The organism is Agrobacterium sp. H141, from assembly GCF_057158725.1.
In genome coordinates this window covers 2,135,472-2,160,912 of sequence record NZ_CM169893.1, presented here as the reverse complement: position 1 = coordinate 2,160,912, position 25,441 = coordinate 2,135,472, and the positions used below count along the sequence as shown (strand labels likewise).

The following is a 25,441-nucleotide window of genomic DNA, read 5'->3' as shown; positions in this document are numbered from 1 at the left end:
TTGGATCAGTCCTCCATCACGCCTTTACGGCCCAAGAGCCCACGCGGCATGGTCAAAAGGATCACCACGGCAACCAGATAGATGATGATCTGGTCGATGCCCGGGAAGATGCTTTTGACTTCATTCATCGATGCGAAAGATTGCAGAATGCCGAGCAGGAAACCGGCGGCAACGGCACCCGGCAGCGAGCCCATGCCCCCGACGACCACCACAACGAAGGACAGAACCAGAAAGTCCATGCCCATGTGATAGTCCGGCGGCAGGATCGGCGTGTACATGACACCCGCAACACCTGCCACCACAGCGGCAATGCCGAAGACGACGGTAAAGCGGCGCTCGATATCGATCCCCAGCAGGCCGACCGTTTCGCGGTCACGCATGCCGGCACGCACGACCATTCCGTAGGTTGTGAACTGCAGGAAGGCAAAGACCGCACCGATGACGCCGAGCGAGAAGAACAGGTAGACCAGACGCCACCACGGATAGGGGATCGCATCGCCCAGCCCCATCAGCATGCCCACCTGGGCGGTGCCGGAAAATGCATCCGGCGCGCCCTGTGGAATGGGATTTGCACCAAAGAAATGCTTGATGATTTCCTGAATGACGATGGCAAGGCCGAATGTCACCAGAATCTGATCCGCATGTGGCCGATTGTAGAAATAGCGGATGAGCCCGCGCTCCATGGCAATGCCGATCAGCAGCATCACCGGGATGGCGACGATAATGGAGACAGGAACCGAGTAGTTCAACAGAAACTGCCCGAAGTCGCCCATATAGGCTTCGATATAGGGCGTGCGGATTTCCATCGGCGTGCCCCAGGCCGTGGTCTGGCTTGGATCGACAACGACCTTTTCCAGCGTCAGCAACTTGTTGAAGGTCACCGCGCAAAAGGCACCGAGCATGAACAGGGCGCCATGCGCAAAATTGACCACGCCCAGCGTGCCGAAAACCAGAGTGAGCCCCAATGCGATCAACGCATAGGCCCCTCCCTTGTCGAGTCCGTTCAGAATTTGAAGAATAATTGCGTCCATGGGGCCGCCACAACCTCAGCAAGGATAAATACACAAGGCCAAACGGCCGCCATACACCGGCGGCCGAAATGGAATGCTCATCAGATCAGCACTGCTTTGCGTCGTAGGGACCGAGGTCACCACCGAAGATCGCTGGATCGTAGGTCACGTCCTTGGCCGACACGATCTTTTCAACCTGCAACAGGTCGTACTTGTCCTTCGGATTGTCCTTGCCCTTCACGACGAGAACATCCTTGAAGCACTGGTGGTCGCTGTCGCGGTAAAGCGTCGGACCATTACCAAGACCGTCGAACTCGAAACCTTCGAGCGCCTTGATGACTTCCGGCGCAAAGAAGGTCCCGGCACGCTCACAGGCATCCGCATAAAGGATGGTCTGCGCGTAGGCGGTCTGTGCGGCCTGCGATGGCGGGGTGCTGTATTCCTTGCCGAACGACTGAACGAAAGCCTTCGTGCCGTCGTTGTCGAGCTTCCAGTCCCAGTTGGCCGTGCCGAGAATGCCCTTGATGGCATCGCCGGCACCCTGTGCCATCAGTTCGGAAAACAGCGGAACAACGATCTCGAAGTTCTTGCCGTTGACCTGCTTCTCACGCATGCCGAACTGTACGGCCTGCGTCAGCGAGTTCACCATGTCCTTGCCGTAGTGGTTCAGGATCAGGACGTCGGCACCCGAGCTGAGAACCGGTGTCAGATACTGCGAGAAGTCGCCTGCACCCAGCGGGGTGCGAACGGCATTGACCGTTTCCCAGCCCAGAGCCTCGGTTGCGTTCTTGATCGACTCTTCCTGCGTCCAGCCCCAGGTATAGTCGGCTGTCAGGTGGTAAGCGCGACGATCCTTGCCGTAATATTCGGCGAGAACCGGCCCAAGCGCCACACCGGACATATAGGCATTGAAGAAGTGACGGAAACCGTAGCGCTTCTTGTCCTTGCCGGTGGTGTCGTTGGAGTGTGTAAGGCACGACATGAACATGACGCCCATATCCTGGCAAAGGCTTTGAACGGCAACCGCCACACCGGACGACGAACCGCCGGTGATCATGATGGCGCCTTCCTTCTCGATCATGCGCTTGGCGCTGTCTCGAGCGGCATCGGATTTTGTCTGCGTGTCACCGGTGACGAAAGCCACCTTCTTGCCCAGAACGCCATTACCCTTCAGCGCCTTGGATGAGAAGGTCGTCAGCGCACCGCCGTCTCCCTCACCATTCAGATGCTTGACGGCCAGCTGATAGGCACGCAATTCGTCCGCGCCTTCGTCAGCGTAAGGTCCCGACTGCGGAACGTTGAAACCAAAGGTAACGGTGTCGCCGGTCGGCATGTTGCAAGACATGTCTTCGGCATAGGCGCCGCGCACGAAATGCAGCGGGGTCGCGAGCGCAACACCGGAGGCGGCGCCCACCTTGATCAGACCGCGCCGATTCATAAGAAATTTCGACATTAGACTCCTCCCAAGTCGTCTATTCATGCGCTCTACTCCTCAGAGGCGCAAATGGGAGGCTAACAACCGCGCGTAATGCCGCAATTGACAAAAAGTTATAAGACTAAAGTCTGGCTTGCTGGGAAATTCTGAAAAGAAGCGCTTCGACGCCGATTTATGCCCGGAAAGCCGCTCTGCGGCACGTCGAACACGTACTTATGTTAGCCACAGTTCTGCTGCACTGCAAAACATTAAATTTATTTCACTGATGTTTTTGTCAATTCTGTGAAATTTTACGCCAACTTCCTACCTGAACAGCGATGATCATGGTCCGCATTATCCCGGAAAACGCGACCAGTTTGACGCCAGCCAGGTCTGACTGGTCGCGACTCGCTTGAAAATGGCGGTCGGAATTGAATTTTGGAAAGCATGTATGAGCACTGAAGACACCCCAACTCCCGCCGGCAAATCGACAAAGACAGATCTTGCAGCCGTACTTGCAGCAGAGGGTAAGAAAAAGGGGCGTTCCCGCTGGCTCTGGCGTTCTATCTTCACGCTCGCAATCCTTGCGGGGGCAGCAGGCTATTTCTATCTGAGCGCCGATGGCCCGGTCTACACATACAAGACAACAGACGCCGCCAAGGGCAATATCACGGTTCTGGTGACGGCGACCGGCACGCTGGAGCCGACTGTACAGATCAATGTCTCGAGCGAACAGTCCGGCACGGTTCGGGAAGTCATGGTCGACTACAACAGCCAGGTGAAGAAGGGCGAGGTCATGGCCAAGCTCGACACGACGTCGCTGGAGGCTGCCCTGAAAAGCGCCGAAGCGAGCCTGCTGGGCTACAAGGCCTCCGTGGCGAAAGCGGAAGCGGACATGAAGTCCGCAAAGGCCTCACTCGACCGCTTGACCTCACTCGTCAGCAGCCGCGTCTCTACCCAGCAGGATCTCGACGCAGCGCGCTATAATTACGAGGCCGCCACGGCCACGCGCGACAGCGCCAAGGCCAATGTCATGCTCGGCGAGGCTGCCGTGGACACCGCCCGCACAAACCTTGCCAAGGCCACCATCGTTGCACCGACAAACGGCATCGTTCTGTCGCGCGATGTCGATCCGGGTGCCACGGTTGCGGCCTCCCTGGAAGCGCCAACACTCTTCACCATCGCCGGAGATCTGAAGAAGATGCAGCTCGAAGTCGCCATCGACGAGGCTGATGTGGGCGAAGTCGAGGTCGGGCAGCAAGCGACATTCACCGTAGACGCCTTCCCCAACCAGCACTTTCCCGCTGAAATCACCTCGGTCCGTTATGCGTCGACGACCACCAATGACGTGGTCACCTATACCGGCATCCTGTCGGTCGACAATGCCGAGATGAAATTGCGCCAGGGCATGACCGCGACGGCAGATATCATCGTCAAGCAGGTGACGGATGCACTCGTCGTGCCGAATTCCGCCTTGCGCTACAGCCCCAGCGCCGTGGCCAGCCAGTCTGCCTCGGACAGCGAACCCGGCATGTTCAGCATGTTCCGTCCGCCCCGCATGGGCCCCATTACCGCGCCTGAACCGACAGGCGACCAGCGCACGGTCTGGCTGCTGAAGGATGGCGTGCCGAAGGCGGTCAACATCACCATTGGCGCCACGGACGGCCAGAACACGGTGGTGGTAGAGGGCGACATCGCCATTGGCGACAAGGTCATCACCGACGACAGCGCGAGCCGCGGCTAATGGTGGATCAGATCCCTCCTCCGCTGGTCGAATTTCGCAAGGTCTCCAAGGTCTATGGTCGCGGCGAAGCGACCATTCGCGCGCTCGACAATGTCGACCTGCGCATCGATACCGGTGAGTTCGTCGCCATCATGGGACCGTCGGGCTCCGGTAAGTCGACCTCGATGAATATTCTGGGATGCCTCGATGTGCCCAGTTCCGGCGAATATCTGTTTCAGGGCATGTCCATCAATGGACTGGACCGGGCGCAGCGCACGATCCTCAGACGGCACATGCTGGGCTTTATTTTCCAGGGTTTCAATCTCCTGGCACGGACGTCAGCGATGGAGAATGTCGAACTGCCGCTGATCTATCGGGGCATGGAGACGAGACAGCGACGGGAGATGGCGCGAAAGGCCCTGACGCAGGTCGGCCTTGCCGGTCGCGAGCACCACAAGACACAGGAACTCTCCGGCGGACAACAACAGCGCGTGGCCATTGCCCGCGCCATCGTCTCGACGCCCGAGGTCCTGTTGGCGGATGAACCGACAGGCAATCTCGACAGCAGAACCAGCAATGAAATCATGGATCTGATTGTGGCCCTGAACCGCGACCACGGCATTACCGTCATCATGGTAACCCACGAAGACGATATCGCAGCCTATGCCAAACGGGTGGTCCGTTTCGTCGATGGTCACATACAATCCGACGAACGCAACCTTGAGGGCCAGCATGTTTCTTGAGACGGTCAAGCTCGCGCTACGCGCCATCACCCGGAACCTTTTGCGTTCCTTTCTGACCGTGCTGGGCGTGGTGATCGGCGTCGCCGCTGTTATCGCCATGGTGACCATCGGCAATGGAACGACAGCCCAGGTGACCGAGCAGATCTCCAAACTCGGAACCAACCTTTTGTTTGTGCGTCCCGGTCAGTTCGGGCCTGGTCGTGCCAGTGCCGATGCGAAGAAGTTCACCGAGCGCGATGTTGAGGCGATCCGCGATCAGATCTCCGGATTGCAGGCCGTCGCCGGCGTCAATCAGTCGAGTGCGACGGCCATCTTTTCCGGCCAGAGCCACAGCACCACGGTCACCGGCACTGTCAGCGACTACCTGATCGCCCAAAACTGGACGATCGGTGAAGGTCGCGGTTTCTCCTCGTCTGAGGATAAAAGCGGCCAGGCAGTCTGTATTATCGGCGCGACATTACAACAGGAGCTTTTCGGCTCCACCCCGCCCCTGGGCAAATCGGTCCGCGTGGGCTCTGTCGCCTGCTCCGTGATCGGCCTTCTCGACAAGAAAGGGCAGAGCGGCATGGGCAATGACCAGGACGATGTGATCTTCATGCCGCTCAAGGTGTTCAACCGGCGCATCGGCGGCTCGAACATGATCTCCTCCATCGTCATCTCGGCCCGCGATGGCGTATCGACGCAGAAGGTTCAGGCAGATGTCGAGCGCCTCTTGCGCGAGCGCCGCAAGATCATCGCTGGACGAAAGGATGATTTCTCCGTGAACGACATGACGCAGATGGCCTCGACACTGACCGGAACAACGACACTGATGACCGGTCTCTTGAGCGCCGTGGCCGCCGTCAGTCTGCTGGTTGGAGGGATAGGCATCATGAACATCATGCTGGTCTCTGTGACCGAGCGGACGCGCGAAATCGGAACGCGACTGGCCATCGGCGCGCTGGAGGGCCAGGTGCTGATGCAGTTTCTGGTCGAGGCCGTGACCTTGTCCGTATTTGGTGGCGCTGTCGGTATCCTGTTCGGCCTCGGCCTTGCTTACGGCGCGACCTCCTTTATGGCACTGCCCTTTGTCACCAGCCCCTCCATCATCATGATTGCGTTTCTCTTCTCCGCAGCAATCGGCATGGTCTTCGGCTACTTTCCCGCGCGAAGTGCGGCAAGACTGAACCCGATCGATGCCCTTCGCCATGAATAGGCGCATTCGCAACGCATTGTTTATTATTGACTAACACCCCCAATAGGCGACTGACGCAAAATCATTCCAGCCATAGGAATTTTTTCCGAAAACACGGAATCTCGCCTCGACAGGTGATCTGCGGAGCAATGCGCAGCAAACGGGCGGAAGCCGGGCTTGCGACGACAAAACGGCCGTTAAGCCTTAGGTAAGGATAATTCGAGATCATTTTCATGTACTCGTCTGCGTCGCGCATGTGAGTTGGGCAATCGGGCTCGACCGAACCGAAAACAGGGCGTCAGGCGACCTTTGGAAGTTCACTCGACCCTGAGTGGGCTCACGCAACAGGATAATGCCATGCCCCGCTCGATCCCATTGCTTTGCCTGACCGTCACTTCTGCCCTTTTTACCATCGCCGCAAGCGCGCCCGCTTACGCCTATACAGTGCCGCAGGACTTGTCGGCCCTGCTCGATCCGCCGCGATCCTCCGCCCCCCTCAACTACTCAAGGCGCCTCGTCCCCTGCGTAGACGGGAGGGACACGAAAATCTCGATCAATGGGTATATCGCCTACGGCCGCTGTTATGCGAAGTCCCTGGAATATTACCCCTCTTAAGCGTACAGCAAAAAGGCGCCAACCAAATCGGTCAGCGCCTTAGCAGTAACGATGATGGCTCAGCGAGCCTTAGCCCACGAAAGCCCGTTCGATCACAAATTCAGATGGCTTGTTGTTGGCGCCTTCGTGAAGGCCTGCCTTTTCCAGTAGCGCCTTGGTATCCTTCAGCATGGCCGTAGAGCCGCAGATCATCCCACGGTCCACAGCCGGATCGAGCGGTGGCACGCCAAGATCGGCAAACAGTTTACCGCTTTCCATCAGGTCGGTAATGCGACCCTTGAACGGATAATCTTCGCGCGTCACCGTGGAATAGAGCTTCAGCTTGTCGCCGACGATGTCCGGCAGGAATTCGTGATTCTTGATTTCCTCGATCAGGTCGAAGCCGTATTTCAGTTCCGCGACATCGCGGCACGTATGGGTGAGGATCACTTCCTCGAACTTCTCATAGGTTTCCGGATCGCGGATCAAGCTGGCAAAGGGTGCAATCCCGGTGCCGGTCGAAAACATATAAAGACGTTTCCCCGGTGTGAGCGCATCGAGGACGAGCGTGCCTGTGGGCTTCTTGCGCATCAGCACCTTGTCGCCCGGCTTGATCGCCTGCAGATGCGATGTCAGCGGACCATCGGGCACCTTGATGGAGAAGAACTCCAGTTCCTCATCCCAGGCGGGGCTTGCAATAGAATAGGCGCGATAGATCGGCTTTTCACCGACCATCAACCCGATCATGGCGAATTCGCCCGAACGAAAACGGAAGCCGTCCGGACGCGTCATGCGAAAGCGGAACAGGCGGTCCGTATAGTGGGTCACACTCAATACCGTCTCGGCATAAACGCCGTCGGGAACGGCAACGGCCGGGGTCTCGATCTTTGCAGGAGCGTTCATTCGCTATCTCGTCCTATTCGTCTCGTTCTGTCGGTCGGCGGTGCGTGCTGGCATTGCCAGCGGTGAGGCCTGAAACCAGCACTAAATCTCGCGCCAGCCACGACCTACTTAAAAATCTTGCACCGGTTTATCCAGATTTCCTTGATCCGCGTCAATCCATTTGGATTACTTTGCGGGCCCTGCATGACGCTTATCCCAATCGCCGCCAGCTATAGCGACCAGTCTCGGCCGACGTTCTCGCTGCCGGCTGATAATGCTCGTCGATCCCTGGTAAACGCCCTTCTTCGAGCCGTCTCAGCGCCACCTCATTGGTGACAACAAAGCTGTCGATACCGGTCCGCAACATCAGAGGGATCTGGTCGATGAGAACATCGCCAGTGGCACGAATCTCGTTCTTGTAGTCCAGCCGGTCACGCAAAAGCGACGCCTGGCTGAAGCCGCGACCGTCGCTGAACGCCTTGAAGGTGAGCGCCACCACTTCCAGACGGTACAGATAGGGCTCAAGCGCCATCACGTCATCAGCAGGCCCCAGCAGCACACCCATTCCGACATCGTTGCTCTCATCGGCCGCCTTGATGAAATCCTCAAGCGGCAGAAGCGCGCGCTCCCCCTCGCCGGCCTTTACCTCTTCGGTTTCCACTACCCAGGCGTCATTGTCGATAAAGCCGGTTTCTTTCCAGATGCGGGTCATATTTGTCACGTCCCTCAGGCAGCTTCGGCCACGCCATAAAGCGCGTCCTTGAAGGGTTGCGGTCCAACGCGGCGATAAGCGTCGAGGAAGGTCTCGTCAGGGCTATGACGCAGGCCGATATAGGTGTCGACAATGGTCTCAACTGCATCCGTCACCTTTTCAGGCTCGAACCCGCGACCGACGATCTCACCGATCGAGGTGTTCTCGTCACCCGACCCGCCGAGCGTGATCTGGTAGAGTTCTGCACCCTTCTTTTCCACACCCAGAAGACCGATATGGCCGACATGGTGGTGACCACAGGCATTGATGCAGCCGGAAATCTTGATCTTCAAATCGCCAATCTCGGCCTGACGGGCCGCAGACCCGAACCGAACGGACAATTCCTGCGCAACCGGAATGGAGCGTGCATTGGCAAGCGCGCAATAGTCGAGCCCGGGACAGACGATCATGTCGGTAATCAGGCCGGCATTGGCAGTCGCCAAACCATCCTCCAGCAGCGCATCGTAAAGCGCCTTCAGGTCGGCACGCGCCACATGCGGGAATATCAGGTTCTGTTCATGGGAAACCCTGATCTCGTCAAACGCATAGCGCTCGGCCAGATCGGCGACATGGTCCATCTGGTCGTCCGTCGCATCGCCCGGAATGCCACCGATTGGCTTCAGCGAAATCGTCACCGTTGCGTAGTCAGGATGCTTGTGGGCACCGACATTGCGGCGAACCCAGTCGGAAAAACCGGAATCGGCCTTCTGCGCCTTTGCCATCGCCTCCCAACCCTCGGCACGCTCCGGCAGTTCCGGCGGTGCGAAATAAGTCTCGATCGAGCGAATGTCCTGATCGGGCAGTTTCAGCTCGCCGTCGCGAAGATGTGCGAACTCTGCGTCGATCTGGCTCGTCAGTTCCTCAACGCCGGTCTCATGGACCAGGATCTTGATCCGGGCCTTGTATTTGTTGTCGCGCCGACCGTGCAGATTGTAGACGCGCACGATGGCAGTCACATAGGTGAGCAGATCTTCTTCCGGCAGGAAGTCTCGGATCTTCTTGGCAATCATCGGGGTACGCCCCTGCCCGCCACCGACATAAACCGCAAAGCCGAGCTTGCCGTCTTCATCCTTCTTCAGCTGCAGACCAATGTCATGCACCTGGATGGCAGCCCGGTCGGCCTCCGCACCGGTCACTGCGATCTTGAACTTGCGCGGCAGGTAGGAAAACTCCGGGTGAACCGACGACCACTGCCGCAGAATTTCCGCATAGGGACGTGGATCGGCCACTTCGTCAGCGGCGGCACCGGCAAAGTGATCGGCGGTGACATTGCGAATGCAATTGCCCGAAGTCTGGATCGCGTGCATTTCGACGCTTGCGAGCTTCTCCAGGATTTCCGGAATGTCCGACAGCTTCGGCCAGTTGAACTGGATGTTCTGCCGCGTGGTGAAATGGCCGTAGCCGCGGTCATATTCGCGAGCGATATGCCCGAGCATACGCATCTGTTTGGAATTGAGCGTCCCATAGGGAACGGCCACCCGCAGCATGTAGGCGTGCAGCTGCAGATAGACACCATTCATAAGCCTGAGCGGCTTGAAGGCATCTTCGGTGATCTCCCCGGACAGGCGCCGCTCCACCTGATCGCGAAACTGCGATACACGGGCTGATACGAAGGCGTGGTCGAATTCATCGTAACGATACATAACAGTCCTCAGGCGGCAATGAAATTTGGATCGGCAAAGCCGTGATCCTTGGCATAGGCCATGGTGGGGCCAGCAGCGCGGATACGCTCGCGCAAACGGGTGGGCCAGATCTTGCCGTCGGTTTCCTCGACGTCGATCACGTTGACATCGACCACAAGATTGTCTGCCAGAGCCCGCTTGCCGGTTTCTTCCAGTGCCTGCACAGCTTCCGCATGGCGGGCAATGAAGGCAACCTGCAGGTCTTCGACCCAGTCTCCCGAAGCATCCAGCCAGACAGCGATGCCGTCGGTCAGCCGGTTGGCGGTCAATACCTTGTCAGCCATGTCAGTTCCTCGTCAGTTCGAAAGAAGCCGGCGCCTTGGCAAGCGACAGGGCTTCGGAATGGTCAAAATTGGCACCAGCCACTGCATCGCCGATGATCACCATCACAGGCCCATCCAGTCCCTCCACCTGCTCAAGGCGAGGCAGCTCCGACAATGTGCCATGCAGCAGGCGCCTGGATGTGCGACCGGCATTTTCCACCACCGCGACAGTAGTATCTTCGGCAAGCCCGGCATCGATCAGCCGCTTGGCAACTGACGCCGCATTGCTGCGGCCCATATAGACGGCGACAGAGGCACCGGAGAGTGCCAGCTTGGCCCAGTCCGGCAGGCTCTTGCCGTTGAGATCGTGTCCGGTTGTGAACACCAGCGAAGACGACACACCACGCAGTGTCAACGGCAATTCGAAATCGGCAGCAGCTGCCAGTGCCGAGGTGATGCCAGGCACGATTTCATAGGCAACGCCTGCCGCGCGAAGCGCCGCCATTTCCTCACCGGCACGACCGAATACAAGCGGATCGCCGGCTTTCAACCGGACGACGCGCTTGCCCTCGCGGCCAAGTTGGACAAGCAGATCGTTGATTTCGTTTTGCGACTTGGAGTGACAGCCTTTACGCTTGCCAACCGAAATTCGCTCGGCGTCACGACGGCCCATATCCACCACGGCCTGCGGAACCAAGGCATCGAACAGGATCACATCGGCTTCCATCAGGATGCGATGCGCTCTGAGCGTCAAAAGATCTTCCGCACCCGGACCCGCACCAATCAGGTAGACACGGCCTTCCGGGGCATGCGCGCGAGATTGTTTCAATAGCCGTGTCGCCAGACGACGCGCCTGACTTGTATCGCCCGCTTCAATCGCATCAGCCACATCGCCCTTGAAGAAGGAGCGCCAGAACAGACGGCGCGCGACACCGCGCGACAACAGACTGTCCACCGCCGAGCGATAGCTGCTGGCAAGAGATGCAAGCCTGCCGAGCGACTTTGGCAACATGCGGTCGACGTCGGCGCGGATCATCTGCGCCAGAACAGGCCCTGCCCCCTCCGAGCCAATGGCCACCGCAATCGGAGCGCGGTTCACGAGAGCCGGCGTGAAGAAGTCGCACCAGTCAGGCTGATCGACGGCATTGGCTGGGATTTTTTTCGCCCGCGCGGCAGTGACGATCGCACGGTCGACAGCGCCATCGCCCGTCGCAGCAAACACCAGTTTGGCATCGTCCAGCTGGGACGCGTCGAACGTCGCCACATGATGCTCAATGCCCGAGCGCTGCAGATATGAAGCATAATCCGTTTCAAACGCCTCGGCAAAAGCGATAACGCGCGCCTTGGTATTGGCAATCAGCCGCGCCTTCGCAGACGCCTCATCGCCGCCACCGCAAATGACGACCACTTCATCCGCTACACGGAAGAAGGCGGGAAAGACGCCCAATCTGTTGTCATCTGCTTGCATTGGTCGGTCCTGTTATCATTCCAGCGAATATCCCTGTTTCGGCGCGACAATTGAAGAAACAGAAATCCGGCGCCATCTCTGCGCGAACATTTCTTTGCTAGTCATCGTGCGATACGGAGTAAATATCACCGCCCGCCTGTCGGATAGGACGATCCTCGTAAATTCCATTTTACATTTACCCGATGGGTGGCGAAGGATAGGTGGACATGATCGATACGGGTAGCCTATCCCGTTCCTCTAACGCAGACGGTGTCTCGCAGCGTTGTTGCGGGAAAGCGCTTTCGGCGCGTATTCTCCCCACCTGTGGCGACGTGACCTTAAGCCGAATGGGGGAGTAGGCGCCCGTAACCATAGCTATTGTCAAAGGAACCCGCCCGTGACCAATCCTGCCCTGACCGCCCGCCTGCTCGATGTCATCGAACACGATATCCTGCCGCTCACCACAAAAGGTGTGGCGCTTGGCAACAAGGTGTTCGGCGCGGCACTGCTGAGGAAATCCGATCTCTCGCTGGTGCTCGCAGAAACCAATAACGAACTGGAAAACCCGCTCTGGCACGGCGAAGTCCACACTCTGAAACGTTTTTACGAGATGGCCGACAAGCCGGACACCAAAGACCTGATCTTTCTGTCGACGCACGAACCCTGCACCATGTGCATGTCGGCAATCACCTGGGCAGGCTTTGACAATTTCTATTATTTCTTCTCTCACGAAGACAGCCGGGATGCCTTTTCCATTCCCCATGATCTGAGGATCCTGAAAGAAGTCTTCGGCCTGGAACCCGGTGGCTATCGCCGTTCGAATGCCTTCTGGAATTCCTTCTGGACAGCAGATCTGGTGGAGACCGCGCCGGAGCCGCAACGCCAGACGATGCAGGAACAGACGGTCCGGATCAAGGGAATTTACGCGGAGCTGTCGGACAGCTATCAGTCGACGAAAAGCGACAATTCCATTCCCCTCAACTGATTGATTTCACGACACAGGAATATCTGTCATGGGCATGATCGACCATATATCGTTCGCCGTCACCGACCTCGAGCGCGCCCGGCGTTTCTATACGGCGGCTCTTGGAGCTCTTGGCGCGGTCGAGTGCAATGTGACCGAGGTGTCTGCCGGCTGGTCGGTGGATGGAGCCGATGATTTCTATGTCAACCTTGTGGACGCAGACACGCTGAGAACGCATCCCAAGACCCACTACGCGCTCTCCGCACCCAATCGCGCAGCGGTTGATGCCTTTCATGCGGCAGCTATTGCCAATGGTGGAGCGGACGATGGCGCGCCCGGTCTTCGCCCGAAATATCACCCCCATTATTATGCGGCCTTCGTCATCGACCCGGACGGATACCGCATAGAAGCGGTCTGCCACCGCGCACCGGAATAGACGAAAGAAGAGACATGCAAGCATCCAAGGACATCGGCCGCCTGATCGAGATCATGGCTGCCCTTCGCGACCCAAACACTGGCTGCCCCTGGGATATCGTCCAGACTTTCGAGACCATCGTGCCCTACACGATCGAGGAAGCCTACGAGGTGGCCGATGCCGTCGAACGCAACGATCCCGACGATCTCTGCGACGAACTTGGCGATCTTCTGCTGCAGGTGGTGTTCCATGCCCGTATGGCCGAGGAAAAGGGCCTCTTTTCCTTCGGCGACGTGGTCGAGGCGATCACCAGGAAGATGATCCGCCGCCATCCCCATGTCTTCGCCCGCTCGGACGCCGACACGCCGCAGGCGGTCAAGCTCCAATGGGATGAGATCAAGCAGCAGGAAAAGGCCGAGCGTGCCGCCCGCCGCGCTGCCCGTGCTGAGCTCACGGAAGGCGGCGAGACCGCCGCGCCCGCCGAAGACTTTAAGGCCGGTCATCTCGGCTCCGTCCAGCGCTCCTTCCCGGCCCTCACGGAAGCCCTCAAGCTTCAGCAGCGGGCCGCCAAGGTCGGCTTCGACTGGTCCGAACCCGCCCCCATTCTCGACAAGATCGAAGAAGAGATCGGCGAGTTGCGCGAGGCATTGGCAGAAGGCAGCCCCGATAAGGTCAAGGACGAACTCGGCGACCTGATCTTCGCTGTCGTCAATATCGGCCGGCATGTGGAGGTCGAACCCGAACAGGCGCTGAGAGGTACGAATACGAAATTTCGTCGGCGGTTCCGGTTTATCGAACAAGAACTCGAGGCGGCAGGCGAGACAGTGGACGAAGCGACCCTGGAGCGCATGGAGGGGCTGTGGCAGGCGGCGAAAAAAGGCCCTGCAGCTTGTTCATTGTCTAAAAACTCGAGTGCAAGTTTAGGTGCCGAATAGAGACATCTTCAGCGCACTGGCCATCAAAACAATGGCCACACCTGCAACAACACCTGCGACAATGCCCGGTGCCAGACTGCTTTTCCGCCCCACCAGCCAGGTCGCAACCGGAGGGACAGTGGCGATTGCGGAAAATTCGACAAAATCAACGGCCAGAGGCTGCGCTTTGAGCAGAAACAGGATGCCGGCTACGAGATATGTGAGCCAAAGATATAATCCTCCAGCGACAACAGCGGCGGACAGGATGGCGGGGATGAAGCCGTAGCGGCGCTGTATGCGCTTGAAGTCCCAGACAGCCGGTACCAGACAGACGAACAGGAGTATGATGGGATCAAGTGTCACGGCCTGGGCTTTCTTGCGCGAAGCAATGGTTGCAAAGCTACCGCTTTCCTCACCGCTCCCAGTCTTCCTTCTCGGGCGTCGCGCCATGGCCAAGCTTGCGGTCCAGTTCGTCGGCCTGACGCTCCGCAAGCCTGAGATCAAGCGTCACAGAGCCGTCTTCATTGTCCTGTCGACTATCGACGATGGCATTGTCATAGGCCCAAGATATCAGAGCCTGCTTGTTCGTCGGGATCACCACTGTGGTTTCCGTCAGCACGCCTGACAAGCGCGCCGATATCACATCCATCAGCGGATCAAGCCCTTCGCCGGTCACGGCGGATACCGTCATGATGTCTTCACGACCGTTGGCTCGGGTAATCAGCGCATCATGGGCCACCGGCTCGAGCCGGTCGATCTTGTTCCAGACTTCGATAATGCGCTTGGAGCGCTCATCTTCGTCAATGCCGAGATCGTCGAGGATCTGGATCACATCGGCGGACTGAGCGCCATTGTCCGGATCGGACATGTCGCGCACATGCAAGATCAGATCGGCTTCCAGCACCTCTTCCAGCGTCGCACGGAAGGCGGCAACCAGATGGGTTGGCAGATCGGAGATGAAGCCAACGGTGTCGGACAGGATCACGGTGCGTCCATGCGGCAGTTTCATGCGGCGAAGCGTCGGGTCGAGCGTGGCAAACAGCATATCTTCCGCCAGGACACCAGCCCCGGTGATGCGGTTGAACAGCGTCGACTTGCCGGCATTGGTGTAGCCGACAAGCGCCACGATCGGATGCGGCACCTTGCGGCGTTTGGCACGGTGCAGCTGGCGCGTGCGCACCACCTGTTCCAGCTCTTTCTCGAGCTTCACGATGCGGTCCTGCAGCATGCGCCGGTCGGCCTCGATCTGGGTTTCACCTGGACCGCCCATGAAGCCACCACCGCCACGCTGGCGCTCAAGGTGGGTCCAGCTTCGAACCAGTCGACCCTTCTGATAGTTGAGATGCGCAAGCTCTACCTGCAGCGTCCCTTCCTTGGTGGATGCGCGCCGGCCAAAGATCTCCAGGATCAGACCGGTGCGGTCGATCACCTTGGCATCGAGTTCTTTTTCAAGGTTGCGTTGCTGTACGGGTGTCAACGGATGATCGACGATCACCAGTCCGGCATTTTCACGATCCAGTAATTCAGCAATTTCGGCAATCTTGCCGCTTCCCATCAGGGTCGCCGGTCGCGGCTGGTTGACCGGCACGACCAGTCCTGCGGCAATCGTCAGGTCAATAGCGCGGGCAAGGCCCATTGCCTCTTCCAGTCGCCCCTCGCTTGAGCGCGAATTCAACAGATCGCCCGCGGGCTTTGCGGCCTGCTTTGGCTGTTGCTTCAATACGGGAACCAGCACAACCGCGCGCATGTCGTCGCGGTGCATTTCCTGTTCCGGAATTAGGGAATCGTTTTTCGTGTCGCGAATGGAGATGGCGGTTTTCCTGTCGATCAATGCGCAAATAAGTAAGGCGTCCGGCCCTTGGACTGCCATATAGGCTTGGGGCCGGACTTATGCAATGCGCAGCGCCACCGCCAGATGCGAAGCGCTCAGGAAGCGGCTTCTTCGGTCTCGAACATCTGCACCGGTTGCCCAGGCATAATCGTCGAGATTGCGTGCTTGTAGACAAGCTGCGAATGTCCGTCGCGCCGCAAGAGCACGCAGAAATTGTCAAACGAGGTCACAACGCCCGTCAGCTTGACACCATTGATAAGGAAGATAGTCAGGGAGATCTTTTGCTTGCGAACTGTGTTGAGAAACAGATCCTGCAAATTCTGAGAACGTTCCGCCATAGCGCCGATTCTTTCTTTTTTGCCAGCACGAGTGCCGGTGGGATAGTGCAATGATGCAGAAAGTGGACCGGGATTGCCCCCAATACCCCTTTTCGCCGCTAAGTTGGTATCAAATCATCGTCTTTTCTGCAATGTCGAAAACGCGCCCGCAAAGCTTGCAGACTCGTCCCCGTGCGTCCCTTCGGTCGAATTCACGATCCAAAGCGATTGCAGCGCCAAAACATACACTTGTGTATCCTTGTCGTCTGGCCATTTTTACAAGCGCAAGTCGAGACGAACAGCGCCACCCTCCCCATTCCTGGGGAGTATGAGGCCTGAACGCAGCAGGCTTCCAATCAGAAATACTGGATCGAAACGCGGAACATCTGCTCCACATGACGCACGGATTCCGCCGTGGCAAACAGCACGACACGGTCTCCCGTCTTGATCTTGAGATTGCCGTCCGGACGGATCACGGTACCGCCGCGATAGACCGCGCCGATCCGGATGCCGCTTGGCAGTTCCAGATCGCGAAACGGCACGCCGACCAGCGGAGAGGTTTCCAGCGCTTCCGCCTCGATGACCTCGGCCTCGCCCTTCTGGATAGCGTAGACGGAGCGAATACGGCCCTTGCGGACATGCTGAAGAACGCGCGATATCGTCACCGCCTTGGGATTGATATAGGCATCGATGCCGATGGAAGCCGTGATTTCCTGGAAGGATGAATTATTGATCAGCGCCATGGCCGACCGGCAGCCCAGGCGCTTTGCCATGGCCGCAGACAGGATGTTGGTCTGGTCGCTGTTTGTCAGCGCGACCATGAGGTCGGCATCCTGAATATCGGCCTGCTGAAGAATGTTCTGATCGAGAGCCGAACCGTTGATCACAATCGTATTGTTGAGCTGATCGGACACCATAACGGCGCGCTCGCGCTCGCTTTCAATGATCTTGATCTTTGTTTTCGGTTGCATGTCCTCAATGGTGCGGGCGACATAGTAGCCTATATTGCCACCGCCGGCGATCACCATGCGCCCGGCCTCCTGCTCCTCGTGCCCGAACAGGCCAAGAGTACGGCGGGTATGATCGCGTTGGCAGATCACATAGGCCAGATCCCCTACCAGCAACTGGTCGGTCGAATGGGCCACATAAAGCTTGCCGTTGCGATAGATACCCGTGACCGTCGCCATCAGGTCGGGAAAGAGCTGCGACAACTGGTTGAGCGGCGTGTTGAGGACCGGGCAGTCCTCCATGCATTCGATCGCCACCATGGAAATATGATCGTCGGCAAAGCGCACCACATCCGTCGCACCGGGAAAGGAGATGCGCCGCAGCACCATCTTGCCCACTTCGATTTCCGGCGAGATGATGACGTCAATCGGCAGATGATCGCGCGAAAACAGATCGGAATATTCCGGCTGCATGTAATTCTGCGACCGGATACGGGCGATCTTGGTGGGCACGTTAAACAGGGAATGGGCCACCTGACAGGCGATCATGTTGATCTCGTCATAGAGCGTCACCGCGATCAGCATGTCCGCCTGATCGGCCCCGGCCTTTTTGAGCACCTCGGGATGGGCCCCGTGGCCGACATAGCCGCGAACGTCCAGTGTCTCGGTAATGCGGCTCACAAGAGAGGCTGAGGTATCGATCACCGATACGTCATTGTCTTCCTCGGCCAGTCGCTCGGCGATGCCGTAGCCCACCTGTCCCGCACCGCAAATGATTACTTTCATAGTGTCTGTCTCGCCAGTTCGGGTTTGGACGCGGTCAGCTTAAACGCCAAGCGACTTCAACTTGCGATGAAGTGCCGAGCGTTCCATGCCGACGAACTCCGCCGTCCGCGAGATGTTTCCGCCGAATCGGTTGATCTGCGCCATCAAGTAATCGCGCTCGAACATTTCGCGAGCCTCGCGTAGTGGCAGCGTCATGATGTGTGCGTCGTCCCGCGCCGCGATCTTCGGCAGCATGTCAGACAGATCGGTTGGCAGCATGTCGGCCGAAATCGGCGTATCCGGCCCGTCACCCTGAGCCAGGATCATCAGGCGCTCGATATTATTGCGCAACTGGCGGATATTGCCCGGCCATTCATTGGCCTGCAGTACAGCCATGGCGTCGTCACCGATACGGCGCTGACGAATACCGGCCTGTTCCGACACCTGACGCATGAACATATCGACGAGGAACGGAATATCCTCGCGTCGTTCGGCAAGCGCCGGCACTCTGACCGGCACAACAGCCAATCGGTGGAACAGATCCTCGCGGAACCGCCCCTCGGCAATCAGTGCCTCGATATTATAGGCGCTCGACGAGATGATGCGCACGTCGACCTTCACCCGCTTGGTTCCGCCCACGCGCTCGAACTGCTGATCGACAAGAACACGCAGAATCTTGTTTTGTGTCTCGCGCGGCATTTCGGCGATTTCGTCGAGATAGAGAATACCGCGATGAGCCTCTTCCAGCGCACCGATCTTGCGCGCCTGACCGGGCGCACCTTCGGAACCGAACAGCGCCATTTCCATGCGGTCGGGCGTGATCGCAGCAGCATTCAGTGCAACAAAGGGTCCACCACCCCGCACCGAACGCTTGTGGATCATGCGCGCCACCAGTTCCTTGCCACTGCCGGACGGGCCGACAATCATCACACGGCTGTTGGTCGGCGCAACCTTCTCGATCGTCTGGCGAAGTTGCGAAACGGCGACCGAGGTGCCGATCAATTCCGCGCTGTCGCCAGCGCGCTTCTTCAACTCAGACACTTCACGCTTGAGCTTGGAGTTTTCCAAGGCACGCTCGGCAATCAGGATTAACCGGTCGGCCTTGAAGGGCTTTTCGATAAAATCGAAGGCCCCACGCTTGATCGCCGAAACCGCTGTTTCGACATTGCCGTGACCGGAAATCATGACAACGGGCAAATCGGGATGCCGTGCCCGGATCTCGTCAAGCAGTGCCAGACCATCCAGCCGGCTCCCCTGCATCCAGATGTCCAGGAAGACCAGTCGCGGCACCCGATCAGTGATCGCCGCAAGTGCGCTGTCAGCATCATGCGCGGTGCGCGTTTCATGCCCTTCATCGCTCAGGATACCGGAGACGATTTCGCGGATATCTTCCTCGTCATCAACGACCAGAATGTCAGACGCCATAACTTACTTCCTTGTCATTCTCGTCTGCGGCGGGTGTGACCGCCTCCAGACGTGGCAGCAATACGCGGATCATCGCGCCTCGCCGGCTGTCAAAATCGACCGGTGAATCGTGCAATTCGATCTGTCCGCCATGTTCCTCAATGATTTTCTTGACGATGGCGAGACCAAGGCCGGTGCCCTTGTCGCGCATCGTCATATAAGGTTCCAGAATGCGGTGGCGGTTCTCGGTCGGCAGACCCTTACCGTTGTCGATCACATCCACCACGAAACGGTCCTGGACCGCATCAAATTGTGCCGACACCAGCACTTTGCCCTTCTCCGGCCGTTCATCCGCCGGCACCGCCTCAATCGCCTCGACCGCGTTCTTGATCAGATTGCCAAAGGCCTGTCCCAGCATGCGGGCATCGAAGCTGCCGAGCAGCGGATCGTCGCCAAATTCGCGCAAGAAGGCGATGTCGACATCCGAGATTTCGCGCAGGAAGACAGAATCCTTCAGGATATCGCGCAGATCCGCTCTTTCCTTCGTCGGCTTGGGCATGCGTGCAAAGGCTGAGAATTCGTCCACCATCCGGCCGATATCGCCCACCTGTCGCACAATCGTGTCTGTGCACTGGTCGAAGACGGCACGATCATTTTCGTCAATCTGCTTGCCATAACGCCTCTTCAAACGCTCGGCGGAAAGCTGGATCGGCGTAAGCGGGTTCTTGATTTCATGAGCGATGCGTCGGGCAACATCCGCCCAGGCCGTCGACCGCTGGGCAATCACCAGGTCCGTGATGTCATCGAGAGTCACGACATAGGATTCAGCGCTGCCGCGATTTTCTTCACGCGTCACGCGAATATTCAGCGTGCGCTCCTTGCCGCCGCGCACCAGATTGATCTGCTTACGGAATTCACCGCGATGTCGAGCGGCGGCTTCGAGGACCACCAGATCGATTTCCGGCGCCACATCAGCAAGCTTGCGGCCAATCAGCTTGTCGGCATCCATCGACAGGAAATACTCCGACGACGGGTTGACGATGGTGATCGACCTGTCTTCCTCAACGCCGATCACGGCAGCCGTCACACCCGAAAGCACGGCCTCGATGAAGCGACGGCGGTCATCCACCTCATCCTTGGCTTCCAGAATTTCATCGTGTTGCGTGCGGATCTGCGAGATCATCTTGTTGAAGGTGCGTGACAGGCTTCCGACATCGCCGTCGGCTACGCGCACCGGAACAACCACATTCATATTGCCGGAGGCAACATTGTCGGCTGCCGTGATCAAAAGACGGATCGGCCGCACGATGCGGTCAGCCACCGCGATTGCCGTCCAGATGGCCGCCAACAGAACGATCAGTGCAAAGCCCAGGTAAAGGATCGCAAAGGCAATCTGCAGCGAGGCACGGCCCTGCTCCATCGATTTGTATTCGGCGGTATTCTCCTCCATCTGCCGCATGGCGGCCATGACCTTCGGGTCGACAGCCCGGATCGTGTAGAGGAACGCACCTGAAATCTGCTCAAGCTTGATGATGGCGCCCACCAGATTGGTGACACCTGGCGGAATAAGCGTTGGCTGTCCGGCTGAGGCACTTTTCAGCGCATCCGTCGGAATGGCCGGCAAAGGTTTTTCGGTATCGATCGTCGCCTGTGTGATGACGGAGCCATCTTGGCGCACCAGAAAGGCGCCAAGCATACCGCGACCTTTCGCCTGACGCGTCAATAGCTCCACAAAGCCATTACGATCAAGAAAGAACAACGCGCGATTTCGCTCCAGGTCATTGGCCATGGAAATGGTCTGGCCCTGCAGATAGCTGGCATTTTCCAGCATATAGGCCTGGGCGACATTCATGGAGGACGAAACGATGGACTGGGTTCGTATGGAAAACCAGCGGTCCAGTCCAACATTGAGCGTGATCGAAGCGAAGATCGCGACGAGGATAGCCGGCGTGATGGCGATAATCGAAAAAAGCGCAACGATACGGACATGGAGACGCGCAGCGGCCCGCCCCTTGGTCCGCGCACTAAAGAGACGAACGACTTCCCTGCCGATCAGATACATCAACGCCAGAACGAACATCGCATTGATGACGGCGGACGCGACCAGCACATTCGATGTGGGGGCAATGGGCGTCAGACCGAGAAGAACGGGGAGCGTCAGGATCGCGCAGAGCAGCGCACCGCCGGCAACCAGAAGGCCCGGCATGGCAAAGGAGGCACGGCGGTCATGAAGCGGTGCTCCCTCCCCATCCGACGTGCTGGCGATGACCCGCCTGACCATTATGTCCCCCACTGCTAAACGCATTTGCCGGTATGATCGGCAAAACATACCGCAACCGCCGACCTTATGATTTTCAGGACCAGCCAGGTCGGCAAATCAAAATTCACTTCGTGACCGCAAACCCGACTGACCTATCGTCCCGGACTCACTAAACACTTCCGTGGCTTTTGAGCAACGATTTGTGGCGAAATTGCAACGGCCGCCGCCGACTTGTCAAGCCGAGCGGGAACTGCGGTAGACCGACACACCCAGTTCGCGGATCTTCTTGCGCAGTGTGTTGCGGTTGAGACCAAGAAGATCTGCAGCCTTGATCTGGTTTCCGCGCGTTGCAGTAAGCGCCGCCAGGATCAGCGGATATTCCATTTCAGTAAGGACACGCTCGTAAAGCCCCGAAGGAGGCAGGCCTTCGCCGAAACTGGCGAAATAACTGCGCATGTTCTCTTCCACCGCCTGGGCGATCGTCAGTGGACCACTGGCCATGCCCGACTTGGTGATCGGGCTGTCAGTCACATCCGAACGCAGTTCAGATTCGACAATCTCGCGCGTGATCACGTCCTGCGGATAAAGCGCCATCAGCCTGCGGATCAGGTTTTCCAGCTCGCGCACATTGCCCGGCCACGGATAGGCCTTCATCACTTCCAGCGCTTCAGTTTCGAAACGCTTGGGATCGAGACCTTCCTTCTCCCCGGTCTGGACGAAGTGCCGCACCAGATCGGGAATATCCTCGGCGCGGTCGCGTAGAGGCGGCAAACGAAGGGGCACCACGTTCAACCGGTAATACAGATCCTCGCGGAACAGGCCCTGATTGATGGTTGTCTTCAGATCCTTATTTGTGGCGGCGACGATGCGCACATCGGTACGGATGGGCGTGCGTCCCCCCACTGTGGTATATTCACCCTGCTGCAGAACACGCAGCAATCTGGTCTGCGCGTCCATCGGCATGTCGCCGATTTCGTCGAGAAAGAGCGTGCCGCCTTCTGCCTGTTCGAACCGACCTGTGGAACGCGTCTGCGCGCCGGTAAACGCGCCCTTTTCATGGCCAAACAGTTCCGACTCGATCAGATCGCGCGGGATGGCGGCCATGTTGATGGCGACAAAAGGACCGTTGCGGCGCTTGCCGTAATCGTGAAGCGCGCGGGCCACCAGTTCCTTGCCGGTTCCGGATTCCCCGGTGATCATCAGCGTCAGATCTGTCTGCATCAGACGAGCCAGCACACGGTAGATTTCCTGCATCGCCGCCGAACGACCAACCAGCGGCATGCCATCCTGCATGTCGTCGTCAAGCTTTGCCGGTCGCCGTTTCGGCTCGGACAGCGCCCGCCCGATAATGGCAATCAACTCGGTCAGGTCGAAGGGCTTCGGCAGGTAATCGTAGGCGCCCTTCTCCGAGGCCTTGATGGCCGTCATGAAGGTATTCTGGGCACTCATCACCAGCACCGGCAGGTCAGGCCTTGCCTTCTTGATGCGTGGCAGAAGGTCAAAGGCGTTTTCATCCGGCATCACCACATCGGTGACGACCAGATCGCCCTCGCCGGCCGAAACCCAGCGCCAGAGTGTGGCTGCATTGGAGGTGATACGGACATCGTAACCGGCGCGACTGAGCGCCTGATTGAGAACGGTTCGGATCGCGGCGTCGTCGTCTGCGACGAGAATCGTGGCGGTCATGAAAGGCTTCCCATGGATTGCTCAGCGGTCAGGTCTTCAGGCGCAAGCGCCTTCGATACGGGCATCAAGACACGGAATGTCGTCCGGTTGGCCTGGCTGTCGCATTCGACAATGCCGCCATGCCCGCCGATGATCTTGGCAACCAGCGCCAGACCGAGACCGGATCCGTTTGTCTTGGTGGTAATGAAAGGGTCGAACAGATGCGGCACCAAATCCTCCGGCACGCCGGGTCCATTGTCATGCACACAAAATTCCAGCGGTAGCGAGATCTTCTCCCGCGATCCGGCAACCGAAAGGCGGATGCCCGGCCGGTAGGCTGTCGTCAGCTGGATTTCGCCGTCGGCACGATCCCCCACCGCTTCAGCGGCATTTTTCACCAGATTGAGAAATACCTGCACCAGCTGATCACGGTTGGCATAGACCGGCGGCAGAGACGGATCGTAGCTCTCGCTGATTTTGATATTGCGCGCAAAACCGGCCTTGGCGATCGCCTTAACATGGTCGAGCACCGAATGGATATTGATGGCGACGCGGTCGACGGGGCGCTCGTCGGAGAACACTTCCATGCGGTCGACAAGGGAAACAATCCGGTCGGTTTCATCGCAGATCAAACGTGTCAGCGCCCGGTCTTCGTCTTCGACGGAGCTTTCCAGAAGCTGGGCCGCACCGCGAATGCCGGATAGAGGATTCTTGATCTCATGTGCCAGCATCGAGGCAAGACCGGTCACCGAACGGGCGGCCGCACGATGGGTCAGCTGCCGGTCGATCTTGTCGGCCATGGAGCGTTCCTGAAAGACAACGACCACGGAACCCGGTTCGCTGACCACCGGTGCGACGTAAAGATCGACCAGCTTGTCCTGCCCAAGTCGCGGCGAGGAAAGATCGACCCGGTATTCGTTGACCGGCCCGCGACGCTCGCGCACCTGATCGATCAGCTCCAGCAGCGGGCTACCGAAGGGTATGAATGTGGAAATGCGATAACGCGCCAAGTGGCTGGCACTGGCACCGAAAAAGGCTTCCGCCTCCCAATTGGCAAAAGAGATGAGACCGGCAGCATCCACAAGAATGACCGGGTTTTGCACGGCATTCAGCACAGCCATGGCCAGTGAATTTTGGGCAGAGGTCGGGTCTGCAGATGTCATGCGGCCTCCTGGCGTCGTGCCCCGACCTGGGCACTGTCTGTCAATATGCGGCGCAAGGCTTCCTTGACGAATTTGACATCCTTGGACGTCATCACCGCCGCTTTCTCTTGGCTGGCAATGTCCGGCACCAGCCGCTCCATGTACCAGCCGAGATGTTTACGGGCATGGCGAACGCCGACGTTCTCGCCGTAGTGTTCCAACATCATCTCGTAGTGTTCGAGTATGACATCTGAGAGATTGTCAGGCGCAGTAGCGCCGGCCAGCACACCGGCATGCCATGGACGCCCCTGGCAGGACCGACCGACCATCACGGCATCTGCACCAGAGCGCCGCAGGATCTCGTCAGCATCCTCGACCGTGTCGACATCGCCATTGGCAATCAGCGGCACCGAGATCACGTCGCGCACCGCCGCAATCGCATCCCAATCGGCGCGCCCCTCGTAAAACTGCATGCGCGTCCGCCCATGTACGGTAATCAGCTGCACACCGGCCTCTTCAGCCCGACGGGCGATCTCGGGCGCATTGATGGAGTTTTCATCCCAGCCGAGGCGCATTTTCAAGGTCACCGGCACCTTTACCGCTTTCACGGTTGCCTCGATCAAAGACAGCGCGTGATCAGGGTCGCGCATCAAGGCAGAGCCCGCATAGCCGCCGATCACCTTCTTGGCCGGGCAGCCCATATTGATATCGATGATATCGGCACCCTCGGCTTCGCACATCCGGGCGGCCTCTGCCAGCCATTGGGCCTCGCGTCCGGCGAGTTGAACCATATGCGGTTTGAAGCCTGCACTCTTCAGGCGCGACCAGGACTCAGCGGTGTTGTGCACAAGCTCGCGGCTAGCGACCATCTCGGTCACGACAAGTCCAGCGCCAAAACGCAGTGCGAGTTTGCGGAACGGAAGGTCGGTCACTCCCGACATGGGAGCCAGTACGATACGGTTGCGAATTGCGATGGGCCCGATATCGAATGGAGTATGAAGCGCTTTGGAAGACAAGTGATTATCTTTCGGGCACGCGGAAAATATGCACTATTTTTAGCCACCCTTTTCGCGCTTGCCAAGGGGTTTCGTCAATCTATGCATAAAATTTACAGCGACTGCTGGAAAAGCCCAA

General features: G+C 58.4%; 22 protein-coding genes. 6 read left to right on the top strand and 16 right to left on the bottom strand.

Features of this window, described 5'->3' with window-relative positions:
- Nucleotides 1-5: 5 nt before the first annotated feature.
- A complete protein-coding gene (locus tag ACWPM9_RS09945; protein WP_428186803.1) occupies nucleotides 6-1,031 on the bottom strand; it encodes a branched-chain amino acid ABC transporter permease in 1,026 nt (341 codons plus the stop codon).
- A gap of 85 nt (nucleotides 1,032-1,116) precedes the next feature.
- Nucleotides 1,117-2,463, bottom strand: a complete 1,347-nt coding sequence (locus ACWPM9_RS09940; RefSeq protein ID WP_428186804.1) for a substrate-binding protein — start codon at nucleotides 2,461-2,463, stop codon at nucleotides 1,117-1,119.
- Nucleotides 2,464-2,875: 412 nt separating this feature from the next.
- Between ACWPM9_RS09940 and ACWPM9_RS09935 the strand changes: the two genes are divergently transcribed.
- The 3 genes from ACWPM9_RS09935 to ACWPM9_RS09925 are packed head-to-tail and all read left to right on the top strand — an operon-like array spanning nucleotide 2,876 to nucleotide 6,085.
- Nucleotides 2,876-4,168 carry an efflux RND transporter periplasmic adaptor subunit gene (locus ACWPM9_RS09935; protein WP_484754999.1) on the top strand — a complete coding sequence of 431 codons (1,293 nt, stop codon included), beginning with the start codon at nucleotides 2,876-2,878 and terminating at the stop codon, nucleotides 4,166-4,168.
- Nucleotides 4,168-4,890, top strand: a complete 723-nt coding sequence (locus ACWPM9_RS09930; RefSeq protein ID WP_484754998.1) for an ABC transporter ATP-binding protein — start codon at nucleotides 4,168-4,170, stop codon at nucleotides 4,888-4,890. The genes ACWPM9_RS09935 and ACWPM9_RS09930 overlap by 1 nt, the downstream gene beginning before the upstream one ends.
- A complete protein-coding gene (locus tag ACWPM9_RS09925; RefSeq protein ID WP_484754997.1) occupies nucleotides 4,880-6,085 on the top strand; it encodes an ABC transporter permease in 1,206 nt (401 codons plus the stop codon). Before ACWPM9_RS09930 ends, ACWPM9_RS09925 begins: the two co-directional genes overlap by 11 nt.
- A gap of 663 nt (nucleotides 6,086-6,748) precedes the next feature.
- On the opposite strand, the gene ACWPM9_RS09920 is transcribed toward ACWPM9_RS09925, so the two are convergent.
- The 5 genes from ACWPM9_RS09920 to cysG all read right to left on the bottom strand — a co-directional run bounded on the left by ACWPM9_RS09920 (nucleotide 6,749) and on the right by cysG (nucleotide 11,704).
- The gene (locus ACWPM9_RS09920) at nucleotides 6,749-7,561 is read right to left on the bottom strand and encodes a ferredoxin--NADP reductase (protein WP_428186809.1); all 813 of its coding nucleotides are present in this window, start codon (nucleotides 7,559-7,561) and stop codon (nucleotides 6,749-6,751) included.
- Between the two features lie 190 nt (nucleotides 7,562-7,751).
- Nucleotides 7,752-8,252, bottom strand: a complete 501-nt coding sequence (locus ACWPM9_RS09915; protein ID WP_428186810.1) for a DUF934 domain-containing protein — start codon at nucleotides 8,250-8,252, stop codon at nucleotides 7,752-7,754.
- A gap of 14 nt (nucleotides 8,253-8,266) precedes the next feature.
- Nucleotides 8,267-9,934, bottom strand: a complete 1,668-nt coding sequence (locus ACWPM9_RS09910; protein ID WP_428186811.1) for a nitrite/sulfite reductase — start codon at nucleotides 9,932-9,934, stop codon at nucleotides 8,267-8,269.
- Between the two features lie 8 nt (nucleotides 9,935-9,942).
- Entirely contained in the window at nucleotides 9,943-10,257 is a 315-nt protein-coding gene (locus tag ACWPM9_RS09905; RefSeq protein WP_428186812.1) for a DUF2849 domain-containing protein, read from the bottom strand.
- 1 nt (nucleotide 10,258) lies between these two features.
- A complete protein-coding gene (gene cysG, locus ACWPM9_RS09900; RefSeq protein ID WP_484754996.1) occupies nucleotides 10,259-11,704 on the bottom strand; it encodes a siroheme synthase CysG in 1,446 nt (481 codons plus the stop codon).
- Nucleotides 11,705-12,080: 376 nt separating this feature from the next.
- Between cysG and ACWPM9_RS09895 the strand changes: the two genes are divergently transcribed.
- From ACWPM9_RS09895 to mazG, 3 genes are read left to right on the top strand one after another with little or no spacing between them, the layout of a single operon-like run.
- Nucleotides 12,081-12,668 (top strand): deaminase, encoded by a 588-nt coding sequence (locus tag ACWPM9_RS09895; RefSeq protein WP_428186814.1) that lies wholly within the window; start codon nucleotides 12,081-12,083, stop codon nucleotides 12,666-12,668.
- Between the two features lie 34 nt (nucleotides 12,669-12,702).
- Nucleotides 12,703-13,083: a VOC family protein gene (locus tag ACWPM9_RS09890; protein ID WP_484757639.1), complete on the top strand. Its 381-nt coding sequence runs from the start codon at nucleotides 12,703-12,705 to the stop codon at nucleotides 13,081-13,083.
- Nucleotides 13,084-13,097: 14 nt separating this feature from the next.
- Complete coding sequence (gene mazG, locus ACWPM9_RS09885; RefSeq protein WP_484754995.1) at nucleotides 13,098-13,997, top strand: nucleoside triphosphate pyrophosphohydrolase; 900 nt, start codon at nucleotides 13,098-13,100, stop codon at nucleotides 13,995-13,997.
- Here mazG and ACWPM9_RS09880 read toward each other — a convergent pair.
- The 9 genes from ACWPM9_RS09880 to dusB form a co-directional block, all read right to left on the bottom strand.
- Entirely contained in the window at nucleotides 13,983-14,339 is a 357-nt protein-coding gene (locus tag ACWPM9_RS09880) for a hypothetical protein (RefSeq protein WP_484754994.1), read from the bottom strand. The two genes, mazG and ACWPM9_RS09880, sit on opposite strands and share 15 nt — an antisense overlap.
- A gap of 49 nt (nucleotides 14,340-14,388) precedes the next feature.
- Nucleotides 14,389-15,738 (bottom strand): GTPase HflX, encoded by a 1,350-nt coding sequence (gene hflX / locus ACWPM9_RS09875; protein WP_484754993.1) that lies wholly within the window; start codon nucleotides 15,736-15,738, stop codon nucleotides 14,389-14,391.
- A 164-nt stretch (nucleotides 15,739-15,902) separates the two neighbouring features.
- A complete protein-coding gene (gene hfq / locus ACWPM9_RS09870) occupies nucleotides 15,903-16,145 on the bottom strand; it encodes an RNA chaperone Hfq (protein ID WP_428186818.1) in 243 nt (80 codons plus the stop codon).
- A 335-nt stretch (nucleotides 16,146-16,480) separates the two neighbouring features.
- Complete coding sequence (gene trkA, locus ACWPM9_RS09865) at nucleotides 16,481-17,857, bottom strand: Trk system potassium transporter TrkA (protein ID WP_428186819.1); 1,377 nt, start codon at nucleotides 17,855-17,857, stop codon at nucleotides 16,481-16,483.
- A 39-nt stretch (nucleotides 17,858-17,896) separates the two neighbouring features.
- Complete coding sequence (ntrX, locus tag ACWPM9_RS09860; RefSeq protein ID WP_428186820.1) at nucleotides 17,897-19,261, bottom strand: nitrogen assimilation response regulator NtrX; 1,365 nt, start codon at nucleotides 19,259-19,261, stop codon at nucleotides 17,897-17,899.
- The gene (locus ACWPM9_RS09855) at nucleotides 19,251-21,521 is read right to left on the bottom strand and encodes a sensor histidine kinase NtrY-like (RefSeq protein WP_484754992.1); all 2,271 of its coding nucleotides are present in this window, start codon (nucleotides 21,519-21,521) and stop codon (nucleotides 19,251-19,253) included. The genes ntrX and ACWPM9_RS09855 overlap by 11 nt, the downstream gene beginning before the upstream one ends.
- A 213-nt stretch (nucleotides 21,522-21,734) precedes the next feature.
- The gene (ntrC, locus tag ACWPM9_RS09850) at nucleotides 21,735-23,186 is read right to left on the bottom strand and encodes a nitrogen regulation protein NR(I) (protein WP_428186822.1); all 1,452 of its coding nucleotides are present in this window, start codon (nucleotides 23,184-23,186) and stop codon (nucleotides 21,735-21,737) included.
- The gene (locus tag ACWPM9_RS09845; protein WP_428186823.1) at nucleotides 23,183-24,328 is read right to left on the bottom strand and encodes a two-component system sensor histidine kinase NtrB; all 1,146 of its coding nucleotides are present in this window, start codon (nucleotides 24,326-24,328) and stop codon (nucleotides 23,183-23,185) included. Before ACWPM9_RS09845 ends, ntrC begins: the two co-directional genes overlap by 4 nt.
- A complete protein-coding gene (dusB, locus tag ACWPM9_RS09840) occupies nucleotides 24,325-25,353 on the bottom strand; it encodes a tRNA dihydrouridine synthase DusB (protein WP_484757638.1) in 1,029 nt (342 codons plus the stop codon). Before dusB ends, ACWPM9_RS09845 begins: the two co-directional genes overlap by 4 nt.
- Between the last annotated feature and the right edge of the window lie 88 nt (nucleotides 25,354-25,441).